Origin of the sequence: Vibrio chagasii (assembly GCF_024347355.1) — a bacterium.
In the GTDB taxonomy this organism is placed as follows: Bacteria; Pseudomonadota; Gammaproteobacteria; order Enterobacterales; family Vibrionaceae; genus Vibrio; species Vibrio chagasii.
This window is the reverse complement of sequence record NZ_AP025466.1, coordinates 986,311-1,008,159: the sequence shown is the minus strand read 5'-3', so window position 1 is coordinate 1,008,159 and position 21,849 is coordinate 986,311. Positions and strand designations below refer to the sequence as shown.

15 protein-coding genes are annotated in these 21,849 nt (G+C 42.0%); all 15 read left to right on the top strand.

The genetic code is table 11. From position 1 onward, the window contains the following. Positions 1 to 3: 3 nt before the first annotated feature. The 15 genes from OCV52_RS20310 to OCV52_RS20240 all read left to right on the top strand — a co-directional run bounded on the left by OCV52_RS20310 (position 4) and on the right by OCV52_RS20240 (position 21,835). Positions 4 to 1,347, top strand: a complete 1,344-nt coding sequence (locus OCV52_RS20310) for a flagellar M-ring protein FliF C-terminal domain-containing protein (protein WP_137407167.1) — start codon at positions 4 to 6, stop codon at positions 1,345 to 1,347. Further along, positions 1,334 to 1,690 carry a hypothetical protein gene (locus tag OCV52_RS20305; RefSeq protein ID WP_137407168.1) on the top strand — a complete coding sequence of 119 codons (357 nt, stop codon included), beginning with the start codon at positions 1,334 to 1,336 and terminating at the stop codon, positions 1,688 to 1,690. Before OCV52_RS20310 ends, OCV52_RS20305 begins: the two co-directional genes overlap by 14 nt. A 17-nt stretch (positions 1,691 to 1,707) precedes the next feature. Beyond that, positions 1,708 to 2,346: a hypothetical protein gene (locus OCV52_RS20300; protein WP_137407169.1), complete on the top strand. Its 639-nt coding sequence runs from the start codon at positions 1,708 to 1,710 to the stop codon at positions 2,344 to 2,346. Continuing rightward, the gene (locus OCV52_RS20295; RefSeq protein ID WP_137407170.1) at positions 2,336 to 3,691 is read left to right on the top strand and encodes a FliI/YscN family ATPase; all 1,356 of its coding nucleotides are present in this window, start codon (positions 2,336 to 2,338) and stop codon (positions 3,689 to 3,691) included. The genes OCV52_RS20300 and OCV52_RS20295 overlap by 11 nt, the downstream gene beginning before the upstream one ends. Continuing rightward, the gene (locus tag OCV52_RS20290; protein WP_261900901.1) at positions 3,621 to 4,100 is read left to right on the top strand and encodes a hypothetical protein; all 480 of its coding nucleotides are present in this window, start codon (positions 3,621 to 3,623) and stop codon (positions 4,098 to 4,100) included. Before OCV52_RS20295 ends, OCV52_RS20290 begins: the two co-directional genes overlap by 71 nt. After that, entirely contained in the window at positions 4,036 to 4,755 is a 720-nt protein-coding gene (locus OCV52_RS20285; RefSeq protein ID WP_137407172.1) for a hypothetical protein, read from the top strand. Before OCV52_RS20290 ends, OCV52_RS20285 begins: the two co-directional genes overlap by 65 nt. Continuing rightward, positions 4,736 to 5,161: a flagellar hook assembly protein FlgD gene (locus OCV52_RS20280; protein ID WP_137407173.1), complete on the top strand. Its 426-nt coding sequence runs from the start codon at positions 4,736 to 4,738 to the stop codon at positions 5,159 to 5,161. Before OCV52_RS20285 ends, OCV52_RS20280 begins: the two co-directional genes overlap by 20 nt. A 16-nt stretch (positions 5,162 to 5,177) precedes the next feature. Then, positions 5,178 to 6,323: a flagellar hook-basal body complex protein gene (locus OCV52_RS20275; protein WP_137407174.1), complete on the top strand. Its 1,146-nt coding sequence runs from the start codon at positions 5,178 to 5,180 to the stop codon at positions 6,321 to 6,323. Continuing rightward, the gene (locus OCV52_RS20270) at positions 6,316 to 6,981 is read left to right on the top strand and encodes a hypothetical protein (protein ID WP_137407175.1); all 666 of its coding nucleotides are present in this window, start codon (positions 6,316 to 6,318) and stop codon (positions 6,979 to 6,981) included. Before OCV52_RS20275 ends, OCV52_RS20270 begins: the two co-directional genes overlap by 8 nt. Positions 6,982 to 6,983: 2 nt before the next feature. Then, complete coding sequence (locus OCV52_RS20265) at positions 6,984 to 7,214, top strand: FliM/FliN family flagellar motor switch protein (RefSeq protein ID WP_137407176.1); 231 nt, start codon at positions 6,984 to 6,986, stop codon at positions 7,212 to 7,214. 3 nt (positions 7,215 to 7,217) lie between these two features. After that, positions 7,218 to 7,481, top strand: a complete 264-nt coding sequence (locus OCV52_RS20260; protein WP_137407177.1) for a hypothetical protein — start codon at positions 7,218 to 7,220, stop codon at positions 7,479 to 7,481. Then, complete coding sequence (gene fliP, locus OCV52_RS20255; protein WP_240700670.1) at positions 7,468 to 8,115, top strand: flagellar type III secretion system pore protein FliP; 648 nt, start codon at positions 7,468 to 7,470, stop codon at positions 8,113 to 8,115. The genes OCV52_RS20260 and fliP overlap by 14 nt, the downstream gene beginning before the upstream one ends. A gap of 9 nt (positions 8,116 to 8,124) precedes the next feature. Next, positions 8,125 to 8,661: a sigma-70 family RNA polymerase sigma factor gene (locus OCV52_RS20250; protein ID WP_137407178.1), complete on the top strand. Its 537-nt coding sequence runs from the start codon at positions 8,125 to 8,127 to the stop codon at positions 8,659 to 8,661. Beyond that, positions 8,662 to 9,210, top strand: coding sequence for a hypothetical protein (locus OCV52_RS20245; RefSeq protein ID WP_137407179.1), 549 nt, complete (start codon positions 8,662 to 8,664; stop codon positions 9,208 to 9,210). 1,222 nt (positions 9,211 to 10,432) lie between these two features. Then, the gene (locus OCV52_RS20240) at positions 10,433 to 21,835 is read left to right on the top strand and encodes a DUF6531 domain-containing protein (protein ID WP_261900880.1); all 11,403 of its coding nucleotides are present in this window, start codon (positions 10,433 to 10,435) and stop codon (positions 21,833 to 21,835) included. The last annotated feature ends 14 nt before the right edge of the window (positions 21,836 to 21,849 follow it).

The following is a 21,849-nucleotide window of genomic DNA, read 5'->3' as shown; positions in this document are numbered from 1 at the left end:
ACAATGGAATTAAGTAAAAAAGGTAAGTATCTGTTTGCTATCGGGAGTGTTTTAATCACCGTTTTAGCTTTAGCAATATACATCAATTTATTGAATAGAGAGGAGGTACTATTATTTTCAGATCAGAGTTCTCAAACTTTAGCCTCGATATCCAATAGTTTGAAGGAGTCAGGAATTGAGTTCGATTACCCACCTTCAGGCGTAAATGGTTTGATGGTTTCAGCTAAAGATGTAAATAAGATCAAAATCCAGCTTACGAACGACAATGTGTTTAAGCCCAACGTTGTCGGTTTTGAGTTGTTTAATGAATCACACCCTTCAATGTCTGAATTACATCAGAAAGTTAACTATCAGCGGGCTTTGCAAGGAGAGCTAGAAAAGTCGATTCTGTTAATAAACGGGGTTGAAAGTGCGCGTGTACACCTAGCGATTCCGAGAGAGAAAACATTCTCTCGATCTAAATTGCAAGCTAAGGCAGCTGTAACATTAAGTTTAACTAGCATTGGTCGAAATAATATTTCTATAGTTATGCACTCTGTACGCACATTGGTATCGGGCTCGGTGAGCGGCCTTCTACCTGAAAACGTAAGCATTCTCGATAGCAATGGTGAGTTGCTTTCTTCACACAATGAACAGAGCGCGGTTGTTTTGAACAGCCGGAAAGAACATTTAGAGGAGCAAATCAACAAAAAGATTATTGCTTTGCTTAGTTCACATTTTCTACCAGAGGATATTGGCGTTTCTTCTTGGGTTGTTTTAAACAACGATAAAGTCAGTGAAACGTCGCAAGGTATAGATGATCGTTCTAAGCCCATAGTGACTCAGAGGAAAACTGAGGTAAAGAATGGTAAAAAGAAGTCTTCAAGTACAAAAATAACCGATGAGCAGTTTGGTTATCGTGAGGTGACGAGGAGTGTCGATTATGCTGAAGGCGGTATTCAGAAGGTTACAGTAAGTCTTATTGTGCCTATAAGCGCGCATTTTTCTGTGGAGACACTGCGTGAGCTTGTAACAAGTGCTCTTTCTTTAGACTATTCACGAGGTGATTTACTGACAATCGTTGCTGCGGAAAAGCAACATTTTGAATTAGAACCCATCTTAGATACCGTAACTTCATCAGTTGACGATAAAGCTGCTGAGGTAAAGCAAAGTCCAAACATGTGGTGGAATGGTACTTTTAACGCAGAGTTCTTAGCTTTAATTTCATTATTACTTTTACTTTCTATTCTTTTAATTGTGCAGAGTCTTCGATTAAAGAGGCTTGGAAAGTTGACGAAGAAAGAAGAAGGGATAGTTCTGGAAGGTTTGGATAATTGGTTGGAGGAGAAATGCATTGAACGCCAATAATTCAGACTGGCTGTTGTTTTTGAAAGCATCAGATTCCATAAGAGGAGCTGTCTTTTCAAAATTAGATAAACCAGTGCTCAACGAATTGAGAAAGGAGTTAGATAGTGTACCTAAAGTCCCTCTCTCTCTATTACGTGAGGCTCTTATATCCAATAAGGTGCCTGAATCGCCAGAGATAACTTTAGAGACGCCGGAGCGTCAAAAAATGGTGAAAATACTGGATTATCTCGTAAGCAGTAATTGTTTCAATGTTCAATCAGTATCGGAAGCTTATGTGGCATACACTAGTTTTTCGACTTCGAGCAAAAGAGCGTTAGAAACACTCATTACGCAAAATAACTAAACGGAGTTGTAGAAAGTATGGCAGTGTTTAATTCGGAGTCGATTAAGAAATATTTACAAGAGACATTTTCTGAGGAGCTAGATTTAGCCTTTGAAAACGCAAAGGACAAAGGTTATCAGCAAGCGGCTAAGGAGGCCCATACTTCAATTCAAGAAGAGTTACGTGATACCAAGACCGAGCTCAAGGAGCTAGAGCAGTCTATATGCCATGCGAAAAAAGAGCTCATTGAACTGAAAAGAGAAGCTAGCACAGTTAAAGACAGCAACTCTATTTTAAGCCATTTTGAAAAGTCTATCGACATATTTAATAATAAATTAGTTGAAGAGGAAAAATTTCTCTACCCTTGTATAATTAGCCACCTAACTAGAGTGTTCGATGGTGTACTAAGCCCTGAAATATTTAATGATTATTTCTATCATTATGCTTTGGGGCAAGCTGAGGCTAATGCACAAAAGAGCATCACTATGGAAGTGTCTCCTCGTGCTTATGAAGAAATTAATCAGTCTCAACAAGAAATAGTAAAGCTTAAAATTAATTCATCATTGGTTGACGGGGAGGTAATTGTTCGCTTAAAAAGCCAAGATATACATCTTTCGCTACAAGGTATTAAAACTCAAATTAAAAGTAACGTGCAGGAGTTAATTGATGCCCTCTAAGCTTCTGGTCAAAAAAGCTTTTAATAGAGTTTCTGTATCTAGCTTAACTCAGGTTTATGGAAAGGTGACGCAGGTTCATGGTTACTTTATCGAGGCTAGTTATACAGACGCCAAAGTTGGTGAGGTCGCAAAATTATTTACTCATGAACAGGAATTGGAATGTGAAGTGGTTTCGATTGCTGATGAATTCGCGCTCTTAGCTCCTTTAGAAATGCCCTTAGGAGTCAGTGTCGGAAGTAGGGTCAAATACACGGGATCCTTTCCTGAAATCCCATTCCTACGTGAGCCTTTTGGAAAGATCCTCAATGGCTTAGGTCAAGATATTACTTTTGGTCGCAGCCATGCAGTTACTCATGAAAATATATCGTTGTTTACTAATATTCCCTCGATAAATACACGTGCTCCAGTCGATACAATCGCGAACACGTCTATAAAAGTGATTGACCACTTATTGCCGATTGGGCGTGGACAAAAATTGGGTATTTTTTCTGGTTCAGGAGTAGGTAAATCTACATTACTAAACAAAATACAAAAAAATCTTCAGGCTGATATAAAAATTGTAGCAATGATTGGCGAGCGAAGTAGAGAAGTCGTAGAATTTTATGAGGAGTATTTGGCTCAAATTTATTGTAAAGATACGTTCATTGTTGCGTCAACTTCAGATGAAAGTCCAATGATGAAACATAGGGCGCTGAGCGTAGCCTTGTCTTATGCACAAGCCTTTCGTGATGAGGGTAAACATGTTCTTTTGGTCGTCGATTCTATAACTCGTTTTGCACATGCACTTCGAGAAATTGGCATTTCTCGAGGCGAGCTACCTATTGCCCGTGGTTATCCTACATCAGTGTTTACTGAATTATCAAAAGTGGTTGAAACTTGCGGAAACTTTAAAAATGGTGGCTGCATTACTGGAATAATGTCGATTTTAGTTGATGGTGATGATGAAAACGAACCTATTTCTGATTATATGCGAGGTATTTTAGATGGACATTTACTTCTAGATCGCCGTTTGTCAGATAGAGGCTTATACCCCTCGGTTGATATTTTAAAAAGCAGATCACGAGTTACCGAGCGAATTCTTAGTAGCAGTGATATAGCGATATTGAAAGATATAATGTTGGTATACAGCAAATACTCAGATATTGAAGACGTGGTGAAAACAGGCATTCATGTACCAGGCTCAAATTCAGATATCGATGATCTTATTAGATTGAAGGAATTATTGGATGTTGAGCTTTACTCCTCAGGCGAAAGCCTAAATAAAGAAATGATACATGAAATATCGAAATACAAAACGAATAGTAGAACTAAAAAAAGCACAAAATCAGAGAGTGATTTATCATAGCCAGAAAGACTTAAAAGCCTTGATTTCTCGTACGGAGAAACTAGAGGAGGCTAAGGAATCGCTATTGTTTAAGTTAGAATCTTGGAATGACTCTAAGCTTAATATTAACCATGATGTTATGGATAAAATTGTAAGTAACATTGTTGATAATTTTAATGAAAATTTGATTGAGCTATCTGAGGTCGAACAAAGAATACAAGAGCTAAATATAAAGATAAGTAAATTTAACTCTTATCAAGAAGCTTTGAAAAACTTCTCGAATAAGCTAGAAGTCAGTCAGAATAAAGACTTGGAATCTAATAGGGTTAATCGTAGTTTAGATGATAATTTGAGTAGGCATATCTATGAGAAGTGCAACAGAAATACTAGGGACAAAAGTATGCTGCCAACCAGAAAAAAACACTGTTAATAATAGTAAATTTCTAGGCGAACGAATCACGACTTCTTTAAATAACTCATTTGATTTTCTTTCTAACCTTAAAGAAAATCAAAGTGGTGTTAAAAGAGACCACAATACAAATATAGAGAGTGATATGCACGAAAACATCACTAATAGTGGTGGGTACAGGCAGGCCTTAATGGATGGTCAATATTTTCAGTCCCTAATCGCTAATGGCGACTTTGTTAATCTTGTCGAGCGTTTGGCAGATGATTCCATAAATTTACCTGTAGTCGAGAAAATAAAGTCGATAATTTATAAAGAGACTGGCCCTGCTATATTTGCGAGCAACTCCTCACCTACGGTTAACAACAAGCCTGATACTCATTTGGGAACGGTAATTTCAGTTGACCAAAAACAGAAACAGCAAGTACAGATGCAAGAGAGGCTTCATTCTTTAACATCCAAGCCGTCTATGTATCACGCTCGAGATTTTTCATTGCTTTTGGTTAAAGTTGTTCCTTACAAAGGTGCTTTGAAAGTATATATACGAGACTATCGAGGTACCTTAAGAGCAGTAGATATTGAAAGCATTCGCGAGAAATTGTGCCAAGGCCAATACAGTAAAATAGATATTAAGCACAACGGGTCATTTAGGAGGATTAGTGGCTATACAACCAATTAGTGGTGTTAACCAATCTGGCAATGTTTCTTCGGCAAATTCTGCTTTAAGACAGGATGATTTTATTAAGTTATTTATGTCACAACTCAAGGCTCAGGATCCTTTGGAGCCAGTAAACAACCAAGATTTTTTAGCACAAATGGCTCAATTTTCATTATTGGAATCAAGCAGGATGTCTAACCAAGAATTATCTGCCGTTCGTAGGCTTGTAGAGTCGACACAAGGTGTCAGTTTGATTGGTAAAAACGCAGAGACTACTTCGGCAGGCAAGATTACGACCGGAGAGGTTATATCTGTGGGATTGACCTCAACAGGAGCGGTAGTTTCTCTGAAATCAAAAGACTCGTCTGGTGAGGATGTTTATATCAATAATATACCCTTATCAACATTATCTAGAATCTATAAGTGAAAGGAAAAATTAGCGAATGTTTCAAGCATTTTATAATGGTTTATCTGGCATGAATGCTAGTAGTAAAGCGTTGGATATTGTTAGTGATAACGTCTCAAATATGCAAACACCAGGTTTCAAAGCCAAAGATGTATTTATGCAAAATGTTGAAACCCCATCAAAAGGGTTAGGTTCACAGGTTTCTTCAGTACAGCAAAGGTATACACAAGGTGAGGTTTCGCAAACATCTAATCCGACAGACCTGTTCATCGATGGTCGAGGCTTATTCACCTTACAAGATGGAGACGATCAGTATTACACCAGAGCTGGAATCATTAGGCTCAACGATGATAATGTCTTGGTTGACAAGCTCAGTGGCCTTCAAATAGTCGCTTTTGGCGAGAGTGGGCAACTCGGAAAAGTTGATATTTCAAATAGACTTTCAATACCAGCAGTGCCAACAACATCAATTTCACTAAGGGGAGAAATATCGGTTGACAAAGGAGAAGCGACGTTAGAGCAGATTGGTTATGTTAGCTCAGATGGTTCATTCCAGTTTTTAAAAGCGATGGTTTCTCGCATTGATGATTCAAATGAATGGGAGGTGTCAATTTTAGACGCTAGAGATAATCAAGTGGGTTACGGGGTAGTAAGTTTTGGAGCGAACGGAACATTACAAGCTGGTGCCACAGAGGTGTTGTGTACTATTTCCGAAAAGCAGAGTATTAAGTTCAGTTTTGGCGATGCTGGCTCATTGGCTGGGGTTATTTTAGCTCAGTCTAGCCAACCTTCATCACTAAAAATAAGTGACGCCGATGGGAGTACAGAATCCCCTTATAACGATATTTCTATTGATGAAAAAGGAAATATTTCTCTTACATACGGTAATGGTGCAGTCGAGAAATTAGCTACGATTGCTTTAGCCAAAGTAGAAAATTATAACCATTTTATTAACTACTCGGGACATTTGTTGACTTGTAGCGAAGAGGCTCCAAGCCTCTTAAAGATTGGCGAGGGCATAGATGCGAGTCTCGTCAGTGGTGCGATAGAGCTTTCGAATGTTGATTTGGCGAAAGAATTTGGCGATATGATGGTAATACAGAGATCATATCAAGCCAGCTCTAGAGTAATGACAGTAGCAAACCAGCTCGTTGAACAATTATACGGTGGCTCCGGTGGTTAACAGTATTAGTTTGGTAAAATCATCACAACATAGGTTAATAAAAACGATTTATGAAAGAATCGTAGGCACCAGCCAGTGTTTGCTGACTATAAATGAGTTAAATAGTGCGGAGGAAGCTCAAAACGCAGTCTGTGTTTCTGGTAAATACGGTAAAGTTATGCTCGATGACCAAGCTTGGGTTAATTTTCTAAGTAAAGAATTTGGTAGCGTTTTTAACTTGGTCAATAGCGAAATATCTGAATGCAAGAACCTATGCAAACTGGTTTTGACGGACAAAATTGATAACCTCTTTAAAGTAGGTGCTCATTGTTCATCTAATTTAAAGTACTTCCAAGTTATAGGTAGCGTGGACTTTACTGTGGGCTTATCATTAGAGTATTTATCTCAAAATTTTGTTGAATTATATTCAAAAAGTCATGGTGTGAGTATAAATAAAAGTAAGTTGCTGTCATTGTGTAACAAAGAAGAAGTGTCTCTAGATTGTGTTATTAGAGGTGTTACTGTTAATATAAATGAAATTTTAGCTCTTGAAGTTGGAAGTGTAATATCTACTAAGAATATTATTGAAAATGGTTTGGAGCTATATCATGACGGTGATTACCTTCCCAATCGAATATTTATATCTAATGGTAAAAATACTAAAATAATTGTAGGTTGATTATGAAATCAAGAAAATTTAAAGGCGTTAAGGTCGAGTTGGAAATAAACGTAGGGAAACTAACGACAACATTAGATAATTTGATGGATATGAAAACTGGAGATGTTATTGAGTCTGGTGTTGAACTGTCAGATAAAGTAGCAGTTATTCTCGATGGTAATACTATCGCTAAAGGTATCTTAATTGATAAAAACGGTTATTTTTCTGTAGAAGTAACAGATGTTTTGGAGTGATTAATGGCTTTAAGCATTGAGTATATCTTAGTGCTTTTTCTACTTGCTTTTATTTTAATCTCTGTCCGTTTTCTTTCTAAAACAAAGTTATTTAGAAAGATTAATGATGAAAAAAATATAAAAGTAAAAGAAAAAGTATATCTCGATAATTCTACAAAGGTTTATGTTTTAGAGTATGAAGGCTCAACATTGTTTGTTGCTTCCAACTCCAACTCTATTTCTATTTCTTCAGAGAAATTAAGCCGAGGTAATAATGATGGATATTGATTTTTCTCACCCTATTGTTCAGTCATTTTTCATATTTTCTGTTACTGCGTTGGTACCTTTTTTATTGGTCTCAGCCACATGTTTTACGCGCTATGTTATCGTTCTATCGTTACTAAGAACAGCGCTAGGTTTACAACAAACACCTCCAAATATTGTTATTATATCTATGGCTATTTTTATGAGTTTTTTCACGATGACGCCAGTTGTTGGGGAAATAAAAAAGTCTTCATATGATCAGTTTAAACAGGGTTTAATCACACAGGCTGAGTCAGTTGATAATGGATTATCTGTATTTTCAGATTTCCTTTCTAGGAAAGTTAACGACAGCGATTATGATTTTGTCGAGAATTTGTCAGAAAGGGAAGAGGATGACTATGAAATTATAGGCTATAATTTAAGTGTTTTAATACCTGCTTTCATGTTATCAGAGTTAAAAGCCGCTTTTCAGTTCTCTTTTATAATCTTCCTGCCATTTTTGTTGATAGATCTAATTGTTGCTAGCGTTTTAATGGCTTTAGGTATGATTATGCTGCCACCGATATCAATATCTTTACCTGTTAAATTACTAATATTTGTGTTGGTGGATGGCTGGACATTAGTTGTTGGCAGTCTAATTCAAGGTTTTGGAATGTAAAAGATTAATGTGGATACTTTAAAGAAAGAAACTTTCCTTGAATCAGTGTACGGTTGGTGCTACATGATGGCTGGTAAATTTTTTAGGCGTTATGGGCCCGTTTCCGGAATAGAGTTTGATGAGTTTTTTAATATTGCATACATAGCTGCCTTTCATGCTTATAAAAAATTCCAACCTCGTAAGGGTGAACTCAAGAACTATATACTTAAATGCATGAAATTCGAGTTAAGTAAAGCAATTTCAGATAATTATAGATATCATAGTCAAACTGATTCGATTGAAGAGTTGCGAATCAATGGCATAGAGTTAACGGACTTCTCTACTATTGATTATGACCTTTACTGTATGGAAGTCTTCGAGTGTGATGTTAACACTCAGGAGTTGGAAAGGTTATTTGACGATAGGAAACTCACAATAATTAACGATCATTATTTCAATGGCAAGTCGTTAAGAGACATCTCGGTGGCCTTAGATCTCTCGCCCTCTCGTGTTTCACAACTTCACACAGAAATACTTTTGTTTCTAAGAAAAAAAATGGATATGTAAATGATTTTAGAAAATTTAAATGATGAAGAAATTCTTGTATTACTAAATTATTATGTAAATCAGAATGAGTTAACGAAGGCTTTAGATATTTGTGAGGTAAGGAAGTATGAGCTTAGTTCTATTTCTTTTATTCATGCTGCAATTCTTTGTCAAATCGGACTATATGATAGAGCGATTGCTCTTTACTTGATTGTTTTGGAGGCAGATCCCAACAACGAATTGTGCAAATTCCAGTTGGGTGTGGCGCAATTTTTCTCTTCTTTACACAACAACGAATCAGCGTTTGAAACGTGGTCAGGTCTCGATGATTTTTTGGATTTTAGTGAAGCCTTTAAAGCATTAGCGCAGAGGGAGTTCTCTGAGGCTGAGAGAAGGTTAGAAAATTTTATAATAAATAATAAAAAATATCCTGAATTGAATGCCGATGCTGAAAGTTTACTCGTTAAGATTCGAAAAAATGTTGATGAAGCTGTGGTCGATTCCGAGGAGATGACTGAACATCGGGTCAATAATGAAGTTGAATCCTTATTATCAATCTATAAACAGTGATTTTTGTCAGTTTGTAAACTAAGTGTTCCTGACGGTCTAGATTCAAAGCGTTTTGACTTCGCTTCTGGTGCTAGCCCTATCTATTGGCTGTTTGTTGATTCCTGTTGGGAGGAGCATCGAAGTATACGAATATCATATATGTTGTGTCCAAGTTATTAGTGAGCTTTCAGGGGATGATGATACTTGGTACTTGGTTGTCTGAGGTAATCTTTGATAAAACAGACCTTTCGTTGTATCCAACGCACCATCTTATGAGGACGATGATATTGGTCAGTGTTGTTGTCCTTGCTTTCGGCTTTAACGAAATTTTGAATGCGGAGTTTTTGAATCAACTATTGGCGTGGATCTTCTTGATTTGTTTACTGCCCCCCACTGCTAGCATAATTGTTATCGAGACCTCTTATCTCGGTATAGGAACAACTGCAGCAAGGACTTACATAGAAACTATCTCAGGCATAGTGATGATTGGGGTGTATAGCACAGTGAGAGAGTTAGTGAATTTATAATTGCAAAAGTTTGCGAGAACCGTTCTTTTAAAGAACTGCGCTATTATTTACTGGTACTTGATGGTTTAATTTTTGCGAATCTGTAGGCTGCATCTATCGCACTAATACTGACTAAAGGGTCACAATACAGGCTAGCTAATGTCAAAGTCTTGTCTTCTCTGTTTTTGTAAGTAAAGAACTCAAACTGGTTCAAAAGTCTCAGTCATGATATCAAAACCATAGGAGATGAGTCATATAAGATATCAAGCCCAGCATTTGCTGGGCTTTTCGTTATGGCCCATCTGGTATTATTAAACAATGTGCTTGTGCTTGTGCTTGTGCTTGTGTCTGAGCGGCTCAGTCCAGTCAAGCATGGGGCACTGTTAGAGCCGACAATAAAAGCCGTTAATAAGCGCTATCAATCAGTCGCCCCATCCCCCCTTCATGAAGTGTCCCCCTGAACGTCTTATCTCCATGCTTTTTGCTTCCGCCATTTTGTAACCCGACCATGAGGTGCGCCAAGTATTTTGAGAGTGTTAGAACTGAGCGATAGTAACAATTTGAAGATAACGTCCTTTTTTCAATTATTTGGCATTTGCCATACAAATAGGTTGGTGAAATACAATATGTGATACCTATCATATTTATCGGCCCTTTTTGATTTTTTTCCTCATCTTTTTTCGATTTTTCGCCATGTATATACATCTGATTTTATAAACCAACAACACGGGGTCAGCATGGCAACGATCATCGGTGGGAATGGGTTAGGCCATTTCGACACACAAGGGCAAGCCAGCATTAAGCTAGGTGGTAACAATGGGCTACAGATCAACGCGTCGAGCGGCAACTTGGTGTTGCATCATCAAGACCAAACCTTAGTCAGTAAAGGTCTGGATCTGTCTCTTGTCCGCACTTACAACAGCCAAGGCCAGCAGCAAGATGGTAATGGCGATAACTGGCGCTTCTCATTCGAGCAAGAAATACAGGTGGCAGGCTCGGTCATTAAACGTGTCTCAGGTGATGGGCATGCTTCAGTGTTTCACGCTAAGGGGAGCGGCTACGAGTCAACGGCCGGTGCAGGGGCCCATGATAGCTTAATTCGCCAGGGGAAAGAGTGGGTATATGAAGAAGGCAGCACAGGCGTCAAGGAGTACTACGATGCCGACAGTGGCCGTATGCTGCGCGCAGAAGACCGATTTGGTAACCAAACCCATTATCGGTATCAAGGTGAGCGGTTGACAGCGGTTCAGAGTGCAAGCGGCGAAGAGCTGCGTTTTGTGTTCGATGCCAAGGGTCAGTTGACGCGCATCGATAGCTGGACAGAGGACAGCGAAGGCAACCTCACTCACTCGCACAGTAAAGTGCATTATGGTTACGATGCTAAAGGGCGTTTATCGAGCGTGAAGGTGGACCTCTCGCCGGAAGATAAGTCAATAACGGATGGTCAAGTATTGACGACCCGTTATGAGTACCACGATGACGACAGTCATCTTATTCACCGCATCAGTAAAAGTAATGGCAGTGTGATGACACTCGGTTATGACACGGTGGCGGGGAAACCGCACCTAAGTCGTATTGATGATAACGGCATTGTCACCTTGCTGGATTATCAGCCAGAGCGTGCTAATGGGCACCAGTTGAAAGTGACCGATGCCACAGGGCAGGCGTGGTATTACGCGCATGATGAGCAAGGCCGTTTAGTGGGCACCTTGTCTCCCGAAGTGCGCTACGACAAAGATATTGGTTATGGTTTGAAAGAGTCAAACGGTGAGCCTCATGCGACACGTTACCATTACGATAGTCAGAATAACTTAGTGGCAGCGGTTGAGACAGGGACATTGGGGGAGCGTGTCACCGATTACCAATATGATGAGATGGGCAATTGCACGGTAAAGCGAGCGTTGGGTGAATGGCGTGAACGCTACGAATACGATGACATGCAACGCTTGGTGGCGACGCACATCAATAATGGGCGAGCGGGAGAAGGGCACCGTTATGCCCTCTATGATGGGGTAAACCTGCGTTACGAAATCAACGAAGGCGGGTTAGTGACGGAATACGCATACGATGGCTTTGGTCAGCGCACGCATTCTCGAGTGTATGTGAATGCGGTGTTTGATGCGCAAGGCACTGGTTCCCCATCAATCCAAGCGCTTATGGAGTGGTCAGAGGCACAAGATAAACGTCAAACAGCGTTGACGACGTTCAGTTATCAGCGTGGTCTATTGCATACCCAAACACGGCATGAACAGCTTGATGACCAAGGGGATGGGCTGACGTCGCCTCACCTTGAGGTGGTGGCTTCGAACACTTCTGCGGGAGTTTGGCTGGGTGGCCAACGTATTGATGGAGCGACTTCCGGAGTAACACTGACATTATTGAACGCAGACGGTCAGCTCGTGTCCTCAAAGACGTTCAATACTCACCAGAACGAAGAGCAGTCAGGGCAACTGTTGGGAGAATTAGGGAGTCTCACAAATCGTCACCGTCTCGCCGGCGGTCGAATATATTTGTCAACAAAAGGTGAGTGGAGCAGCGACTTATTACAGAGTGACCTGGGGTTGATTTTGAATGTCGACTTAGCGTTGAATCTATCGAGCGTAGGGGCGCCGGATGAGCCAGTTGTGGCGTTACCTTCTGTACTGTTGGTGGCCTTTGACATTCACCCGGAAGGCGAAACCGCTCAATTGTTGGATGAACAGTCAGCGAGCGAAGGCTCGTTGAGCCTTCGTCACAGTCGGAACGAGCATACTCGTTTTACTTACGATGCGTTTGGTCAGTTATTGGCATCGGATACCTTAGTGGGGGATCTGGAAAGCGGGACCGCGAAGGTCGTGAGCCGCGCGACTCAAGTTTATGATGGGTTAGGGCGCGTTGTTAGCCAAACGGATGCTCAAGGGGTGACCACGACCACCGAATATTTAGACAAAAGCCGTCAGGTTGTGGTGTCTCAAGCGAGTGGTGCTACCGTGACCCAAACGTTCAGTACTGCGGGTCAGTTAATATCAGAGCAACGCAGTGCCCCCACATTGGTGTCACGAGAGCGTCAGTTCCTTTATAACGAAGCGGGGCAGCTTGTGGCGACGCAGCACCCGGATGGCAGTGAGCAATTTCAGTTTTACGATGCGCAAGGTCGGCTTTGGTTGACGGTGTCGGAATTGGGCGCCGTGACGGAGTACCGACGAGATCCACAAGGGCGAGTGGCGGTGGAAGCGCAGTACGCCAGTGAGGTTGACACATCCGATTGGGTTAGGGGCGGTACGCTGACCGTCACGGGCGAGTCGGTCTTGTCTGGGTTGTCAACCACCATCAAACCGCGCGTGACGAGGTCTTATTTTGAGGATGACAGAGAGACGGTCAAAACTACCGTGGTTCTTGGCGATAGGGACGCGCTGGTCAATAGCGTGGAATTGGATGCGCAAGGGCGGGTATTGGTTGAGCGTAATAGCCGAGGCAGCATTTCGATTCGGCATGAATACGATGAGGCCGGGCGCAAGGTATTGAGTCGAGATGAGGGCGGTTACGTGACTCAGTATTGGTATAACGCACGAGGGCAAGTGACAGAAACGCGTCGTTACCATCACCCTGACCTTACGGAATCTTCGCCGATTCGAGTACCAGACGGCGAGTTTGATCGCACTCAAGTCGTCTATGACCATCATGGACGCGTGCGTTTTCAGATGAACGAGCAAGGGGCTTTAACCGAGACTTGTTACTTCGACGCTGGGCGAGACAAGAAAGTGTATTGGCATCCATTTGGCGATGAAGACATGAGTCAAGTTGACATCGCTCGTGTGGTTGAAGGCATCAACTCCGGTTCATCGCCTGCATTGGGGGCGAGCTATCCAAAAGTGCTGCTTTCACGTGAGCGTCGTGATGAAGCCGGTCGCTTGATGGTGTCAACAGACCGACACGGAGTGGAAACGCGCTATGTGTATGAGGATGTGACGGGAAGGCTGCGTCAGACCATCACGGGGGCCAACACGTCAGTGAGCCGCTCAGAGTACCGCACATACAATGGCTTTGGTGAGCTGACTGGGCAAGTGGTAGCGGCTGGGCAGCAAGATTGGCAAAGTGTGGCGTTGTCTGGCTTGATAGAGGATCGAGGTGTCCGCACTGAGTTTGATGTCATGGGGCGTAAGTCGAGTCAATATCATCCAGCCACGGGCACGACAACGTACGAATATGACAAAGCGGGGCACTTAATTCAAACCACGGATGCGCTGGGGAATACGCGGAGCAAGACGTATAACACGTATGGCGAAGTGAGCGGCACACGCATCGATGGTGAGGTCATTAAGGCGTTTGAATATGACCCAATGGGCCGATTGAGCCGAGAGTTGGATGGTGAAGGGGTGCGCACCACTTACTTATATCAGCAAGACGGTCGTCTAAGTCATCGTGTACGCCAACACGTGGCACAGGCTTACGCGAATTTCGGAGAGCGCAGTGGCAGCCAAATCGCGCGTCATGTCACGAGGTATGAATACGATGAACGAGGGAACGTGATTCATCAGTCCGTCGCCAAAGATTATCGCGCTGGCACCCGTATTGAGGATGGAGATACGCGAGAGGCCGTGACCTCTTCGCGTGTGAAGTACGCCTCACAGTGGCAGCGTAAATATGACCATCGAGGTCGTATGGTGAGTGAAACCAACGGTGAAGGCGTCGAGCGAGTGACCGATTATGTGGCGGGTGGTCGCATAAAAACGGTGAGGTTATCGGGAGCTGTGCAAGAGCGCATTGAGATGGATGCTCTGGGTCGAACGTTATCGCTGACCAATGGCGCAGGAGAGAAGACTGAGTATGAGTACGATGATGCGAACCATCGCGTGACTGTGGTGTCGCCGGGGGGCATTCGTACGGTCACCGAAAAGAACGCGCACGGTGAAACGGTGACCATCACCGATGGGCTGGGTCATCAGCGTGGCTTTGAATACAATGAACATGGTCAGGTTATTGGTACGACTTTCCTTGCAAAAGGGGCAGACCAGCCAGAGATCCTCTCCAGTAAAGAGTACGATACCAAAACGGGCCTGTTGAGGTTCATCATCAATGCCGAAGGTACTTGCACTGAGTATCGTTACGACGCGCTGGGTCGCCAGTGGAAAGTGATTCAAGATGCCTACGGTGAAAAGCTTGAGACGACGTACGCTTACAACGCTCAGGGTCAGCGTATCAGTGAAAATCGTGAGGGGCGCGTGACGACCCTGCGCTTTGACAGTCAGGGCCGTAAAATCTGGGTTGAGCAAGGCGGGGTAGGCACCGAGTACACCTATGACCTCGATGGTCGGATAATCGAGCAGGTAGAAGGGGCGTTGGCAGCGAATGGCCAGATTCAGCAAGAGCGTGTGACTGAGTATGAGCGAGATGTCCTGGGCGCAGTCCTTGAAAAGCGCGTGCGTTCAGGTCAGAACTGGTCGGGTCGGGCGAGTAACCGCACTGTGTCTTATCGCTATAATGCTGCAGGTCAGATTATCGAGAAGCCTTCAGGGTATTTCGGTGTTGCGCGCACACTCTATGATGGTTTGGGGCGTGTAAAATATGAGATAAACGCACTCAATTACGTGACGGCCTACCACTATGATGGGGCCAATCGCGTAGTGGCGACCATACGCTATGCTAACGCCTTATCGGGTATTACTAATTGGCAGACTAGTACTGTCAGTAAGGCTTTATCGGGCACTCGTCGTGTCACCGAACATCATTATGATGAATCGGGACGTTTGGCATTTGATGTTGATGGTTTGGGCTATGCCACGGGGTATGAGTATGACGCGGCGAACCGAGTCATACGCACCACGCGATACGCCAAACCGGGGACCGTAGCGGCCTCGCCGAACAACCGAGTCAGTGAGTCTATTTACGACGAGAAAGGGCAATTGCGCTTCAGTATCAGTGAAACGGGGGCGGTGACGGAGCGCGGTTACGATGCCATGGGTCGGGTAACGCATACGATTCGTTACGACCAATCGGTGAGTCTGCAAGGGCGCAGTGACGCGGAGGTGGCGGCATTTAAAGCTGCGTTATCGCAAGAAGTTCAGGCGGGACGAGTGCGCTCAGAGTTGAATGGGTTTGATGCGATGGGTCGCTTGGTCTTTGAGGTCGACGGCGAAGGATATTCAACATTATATACCTATAATTCGCACTCAGAGATAAGGCGTAAACAAGTTTTCGTTAATAACACGCATTTGAAAGAATTTTTGAAAGATCTGATGGCGAGTGGGGATCTGAATGGGTGGATAAGTAACCCTGATATTGTCTTTTTTGATTACTATCAGTCACCAGATGAACTCAATGCTCAGACCACTTCTTATCGCTATGATTCTAGGGGCAACAAAATCGAAGAGTTATCAGCGAAGGTTGACGTTCTTGAAGTCGATGTTTCAGGATTCGAACGTCAATATGATGGTGTAAGGATAGAAAGCGCTTATCAATATGATAGTTTTGGAAATGTTGTTGCGATTACCAATGCAAAGTCTACTAATATGCAACGCATTGACACATATACTTATGACATTGTGGGCAATCAGATAGCGGCTCAGGGCCTAAATAGTAATAAAGTTATTTATAAAGGGGGTTATGAGAGGGTTAATATTAATTCTGAGGGGGGACAACGCGAAAAAATTTATGATGAAGCAGGTCAATTGAGGTTTGATATTGATGAATTAGGACACATTACCGAGCATCAATATAACGGGTTCGGAGAGCGTGTCATGAGTATTCGTTACGATCTGCAAGATACAAAATTTGTCCGCCTAAAAGGCTTTACATCGCTCAGCGAAATCGAACTCTTTGTAAAAGATCCTCTAGTCCAAGCGAATAAGCGAACAATTGAGTATGGGTATGATAAACGTGGTTTGCAAACTTCGGTTAGGGCTTCCGGTACAGCCTCTGCAGATATACGATTGGACACGATTGCTTTTAATGCTTTCAAAGAAAAAACTCGTTCAGAAAGAAGTGACGGTTCCAAGTCTTATACTGTTAAAGAATCTCTGTATTCGAAGAGTGGTCATTTGCTCGCCGAAAAAGATGCTGAAAATTACATAACTATTTATAGGTATAATGGTTACGGTGAAATCTCCACAAAAATAGAGGCAAAAAATAAATATACCGGCCCATGGGATCTGTCAGATATTGATTTATGGATAGAATCAGAAAAAGACGAAGATATAAGAAAAACAACGTTTGTTTTTGATAACAAGGGTAATAAAAAAGAAACGATCATAAAGAACACTTTAATTCATAGTGTAGAAAATGGTGTTTTAAAAGAATATTTCAAAGATATTATTTCTAAGTCATATTTTGACTATAGCAGTCGGATCACTAAAACCTTTATTACGGATGACCTTGGGGCTACGGATTCAAAATCGAGCATTAGTTATCAATATGACGCATTTGGTCGTATTGTTTCATCTTGGTCTGCTGAAAAAAAGATAGTTGATTTTAGTACGCCTCCTAAAGGTAATAACTTTAAACAGAAAAAACAGCGATTAGAGAGTCGTTATTTCTATGACGCGCAGGGAAACCAAGTTAAGGTTGAATCTGCAGACAGAGAAACATTTACCTATTATAGCTCACAGGGAATACGTGTTGGCGAGAAAGATGCTGAGGGTAATGTTTCTTATGTAAGTATCGATGGTATGAATAGAGTGATAAAGGAGACTCAACATGCTGACTCTCGTATTGCTAATAACGTTATTAGCTACGCCCATGATATTACAACGGAATATGAATATGACGCAACTGGACGCTTAGTCTTAACCAGAAAAAAATTAGCATCTGGGGATATAGAAGAGTCTGTAGTATACAACTCTTATGGTGAGGTTATAAATAAAAAGATCAATGATATTACTACTGAGAGCTATATCTATGATGCGCTGGGTAATGTCGTAGAAAAAGTAGAAAATGGCAAAAAGAAAAATTTTCAATATGGCCTTTCTGGAAAGGTTATAAATGAATCGGAATATTATTATAACACTAGTGATGAATATTTAGCCCCATCAATAATACATCGAGAATATGATCTTTTAGGTAATGTGATATATGAGGAGAAACCAGGGGTCAACATATACAACAATGTATATGAAGATTTGAAAAATGGAAAAAAACCAAGCTATTCAATTGAAAAGCCAACTGTAGAGCAAGAGTTAGATCGATGGGGTAATGTAGTAAAGAAAACGGTTAATGGAGAAGTGTTCAATTTTGAATATAACTCTAGAAACCAGCTAATTAAACAGATTGGCCCTAAGGTAACTGTTATTGATGAGGATGGTTCTATTAGTTTTAGGCGTCCTGCCACTCTTTACTACTATGATTTAATGGGAAATAATATTGGCACTCAAGACGCAAATGGAAATTGGCAAAGAGTTGTTTTCGACAGTGCTGGAACAAAGTTAATCGATATTAATAATCAAGGTCAAGGCGTATTTTATTTAAAAAATATACATGGGGATACGCTTGTAAGATTTCAGCCAGGAGTCTTAGCCGATAGGTATGTTTATGATAAAAAAAGCCAACTAATAAGTCGGTCTAAAATTTCATCTGGATCAAAAGGGAATGTTGTTTATGAAAGTTTCACCTATGATCAAGTGGGCAGAAGAACTAGCGAAACCCGTCATGGGCGTGCTGGATATCAGAGCTTTATAAAATATGACGAAATAGGTCAAGTTTTAGAAAGTCATGGAAAGGGCATACATCGAAAATATACATATAACGTCCGAGGTTCAAAATTATCAGAGGCTTGGCTTCGTGATGGCGTAGAAATGTCTAAAAGAGAATATGGATATAATATTTATACTGGAAATAAAGAGTTTGATATATTGTCAGATGGCTCTAAGGTAAAATATATTTATGACCAGGCAGGGTTGTTAATTAGTAAGAATGGGGCAGGAATAGATATTACCTATCGTTATTATAATAACGGTAGCTTAAGGATGCGCCAGAGCAGAGACAAAATTGAGACCTATTCTTATGATCTCTATGGGCGTGAGGTATGGAGGCAGTTAAAAGGATATGGTAGGCTCAGTACATACGGCCGAACAATCACCAGGACGGAGTGGGATAGTTTAGGGCGAATTAAACGCTTGAATAACTACGAGAACTTTTTTAAAGGCCAGTTTATACCCGGTGCCGAAATTAAGTATTACTATGATGCGGTTGGGAACCGAAGAAAAGTAACATCAACACGTGGATGGGATCAAAATACCCGCTGGTATCATTATGATTCTCTAAATAGAGAAGTAGCTTCTTATGAGTCTCTAGAGCAACACAGTAAAGAAGAGGTAATGAGTAAGGGATTTTCTGGCTGCAGAGTAATTGAATACGATATAGCTGGGAGAAAGATTAATGAGGTAGAGTGGGATAGGGATGATAATAAGACAGAGAGAATAATAAGTTACGATAATGATAGTAGCCAGGTGTCTGGTATTAGAGAGTACACGACTTATGGTGACAATGAAGTGATGACTCGCTCTTTTGTACGAACAAGCGCTATTACAGGTCATACGCTATCTTCACGAGATATAAGAACTGAATTTACTATTCTTTATGGAACTCCAGTAGAAACTAAGAAAACTCATAACTATATTACCTATTCATATCAAAAAGATGGGCTGTTAGAAAAACAAACTAATTGGAGAGATGGCTCACCATTCAGGAAAGAGACAGTTACTGATTTCACCTATCACTATACTGGACAGATTGCTTCTCAACATATTTGGATATATAGCGAAGACAAGAATATGTTAGCGTACCACGATACGATTAGAAGTATCTATCGTCGTCGTGAACCAAGTCAACGCTCTAGGATAACGTATTCACGGGAGGAATTGTCCTATGAAGCGCCTAGACGAAGGGGCAATACTTGGAGTACGGGTGAAAGTACATTTAACTACGACTCTGCAGGCAACCTGTTGTCAGTTGGAAGTACTAAGCCAGAGAGTCGACGTTCTGTACTGAGTGACTTTGACGGCCAGATTAAAATCCAGAGTGGTGGCTCTGTATTACCTAAAGTAAATCTTACCGCCGCTGGTAATTTACTCGCAGTTTCATCAGGAGAAACTTTAGATGTCGATTTACTTGATGATAGCGCCTCTATGGCCTCAAACGAGCCGAGCTCTTACACCGTTAAATCTGGCGATACTCTACAACAAATAGCTCAAGCTGTTTTTGGTGATTCTCGTTATTGGTATTTGGTTGCCGATGCCAATGGATTATCCCCTAATGAGAAGCCTCCAACTGGACAGGTGTTGGTCATCCCTAACGTTCATACACAAACGTTCAATGGGGCGGAGAGTTTTAAGCCATACAATGAAAGTGAAGTCTTGGGGGATATAAACCCAGAACCAATGCCACCACCGCCACCCAAGAAAAGTTGTAATCCGGTGGCAATGATAGTGATGGTTGTAGTTGCTGTCGTTGTTACTGTATATACTGCTGGGGCAGCCGCTCCAGCGATTGCTGGGGCTACTGGGGCCGCTGCGGGTACAGCTACCGGTGCTGCTGCAGGAGCTGCAGCCTTAGCAGGAGGTGCCACCGTCGGTATGTCCGCTGGTGTGGCAATGGGCGCAGCAGCGATTGGGGGCGCTATGGGCTCGATAGCGAGTCAATTAGTTGGTAAAGCCATGGGAGTAGTGGATGATTTCTCATGGGGACAAGTTGCCCTAGGAGGGTTAGCTGCAGGTGCTACTGCTGGTTTTGGAGCTGCGCTGCAAACTGGGGCCTTTAACTTAGGTTCATATGGTAACAATTTTGCGAGTAGCGCTGTTAGCTATGCAACTCGCTATATGGGAAGTAAAGCGGTTGGAATGGATGTCTCTTTTAGTTGGAAGAGCTTTGCAGCTTCAGCGGTTGGATCACTCGTCAGTAGTCGTGTAAACCAGTATCTCAATGGTGAAAACAATATCATAGGTGGGACCATTGCCGGTTTCACAGGCTCGGCAACGACGTCTCTAATGCATGGTGAATCTTTGAGAAGCAATGCCGGACAAATATTAACCGATTCCTTCGGCAATGCGCTTGGTAACTCTATTGTTGCTGGTATTCAAAAACATCAACACCATGAAAATCAGATAGATCAATTAGCTGATCGCTTTGGTATAGACGGTGATGACCCTAATGCCCGTAAGACACTCGAAACAGCGTTAGGTATTTTAGGCAGTAAAGACTCTTCAACAGACCTTAGACGCGATACCACCAGAGATCTAATCAATTTATCTGGTGCTAGTGATGCTCAAACTCAAGAGATTATGGGTCTGTATGAGCAGAGCATATTTTCTAAAGAGAACCCTTCACTTCCGTATTTAGGTGAAGGCTCAGAATCGTTAGGTGATGGCAGCACACGTCTAGAAATAGTCATCACAGGAGGCTCGAAAAGAGCAGCCTTTGGCTCTGGTGTTATTGATGACATGCTAATCGGAGCAGGTGAGCTGTCATCATATATAGCTCAAAATATTGCTGAGAGACCTTACTTAGAATATGGCTTGATGGCCATTGATGTAGCTACTGGTCCAGCAGCGTTTGTCGTTCGTGAAGCTGTGATGGCTACGCCTGTTGGCGATTTCATTACTAACGCTCAAGATAAAGCGCTCGACGTTCTTGAAAGTCGTTTTGACGCAGCTGGTTATAATCAAGTTAACTCTGTTCATGGTGCAGGAGGCTCGTTCTCAGTAGCGGGAGTAGCGCTTCTTGGTGCCGCTGGGCTAGTTAAAGGCTTAAGTAATGCTGGTTACCCGGGTAGAAGTATCTCAGCACTAAGGGCACAGTTTAGAAAAGATTATGATAACTGGGCTGCTAACCAAAATGATCCTAGGTTGATCATTCAACAAGGAGAGCAGCGTCACCATACTGTCCCATTAACTGACAAGTTAGCTAACTCAGCACGTCAAAAGCTGGATAGTTTAGGGTTGAATGTTAATGACCCTTCAATTAACGGGGTTGCACTTCCAAATAATGCGAAAGTGAATAACCCATATGGAAAAGTTCTGCATTCTGATATCACGTATGGTCAAGGCCGTAGGGATTATGTTGATTATGTGAACTTTAAGCTAGATAGGGCTTCGACGCCTGATCAGGCAACGAGAATTCTCAACCAAATCCGTGAAGATTTACTGTCAGGTAAGAAGCCTTGGGAAAATTAGATTATGAAAATATG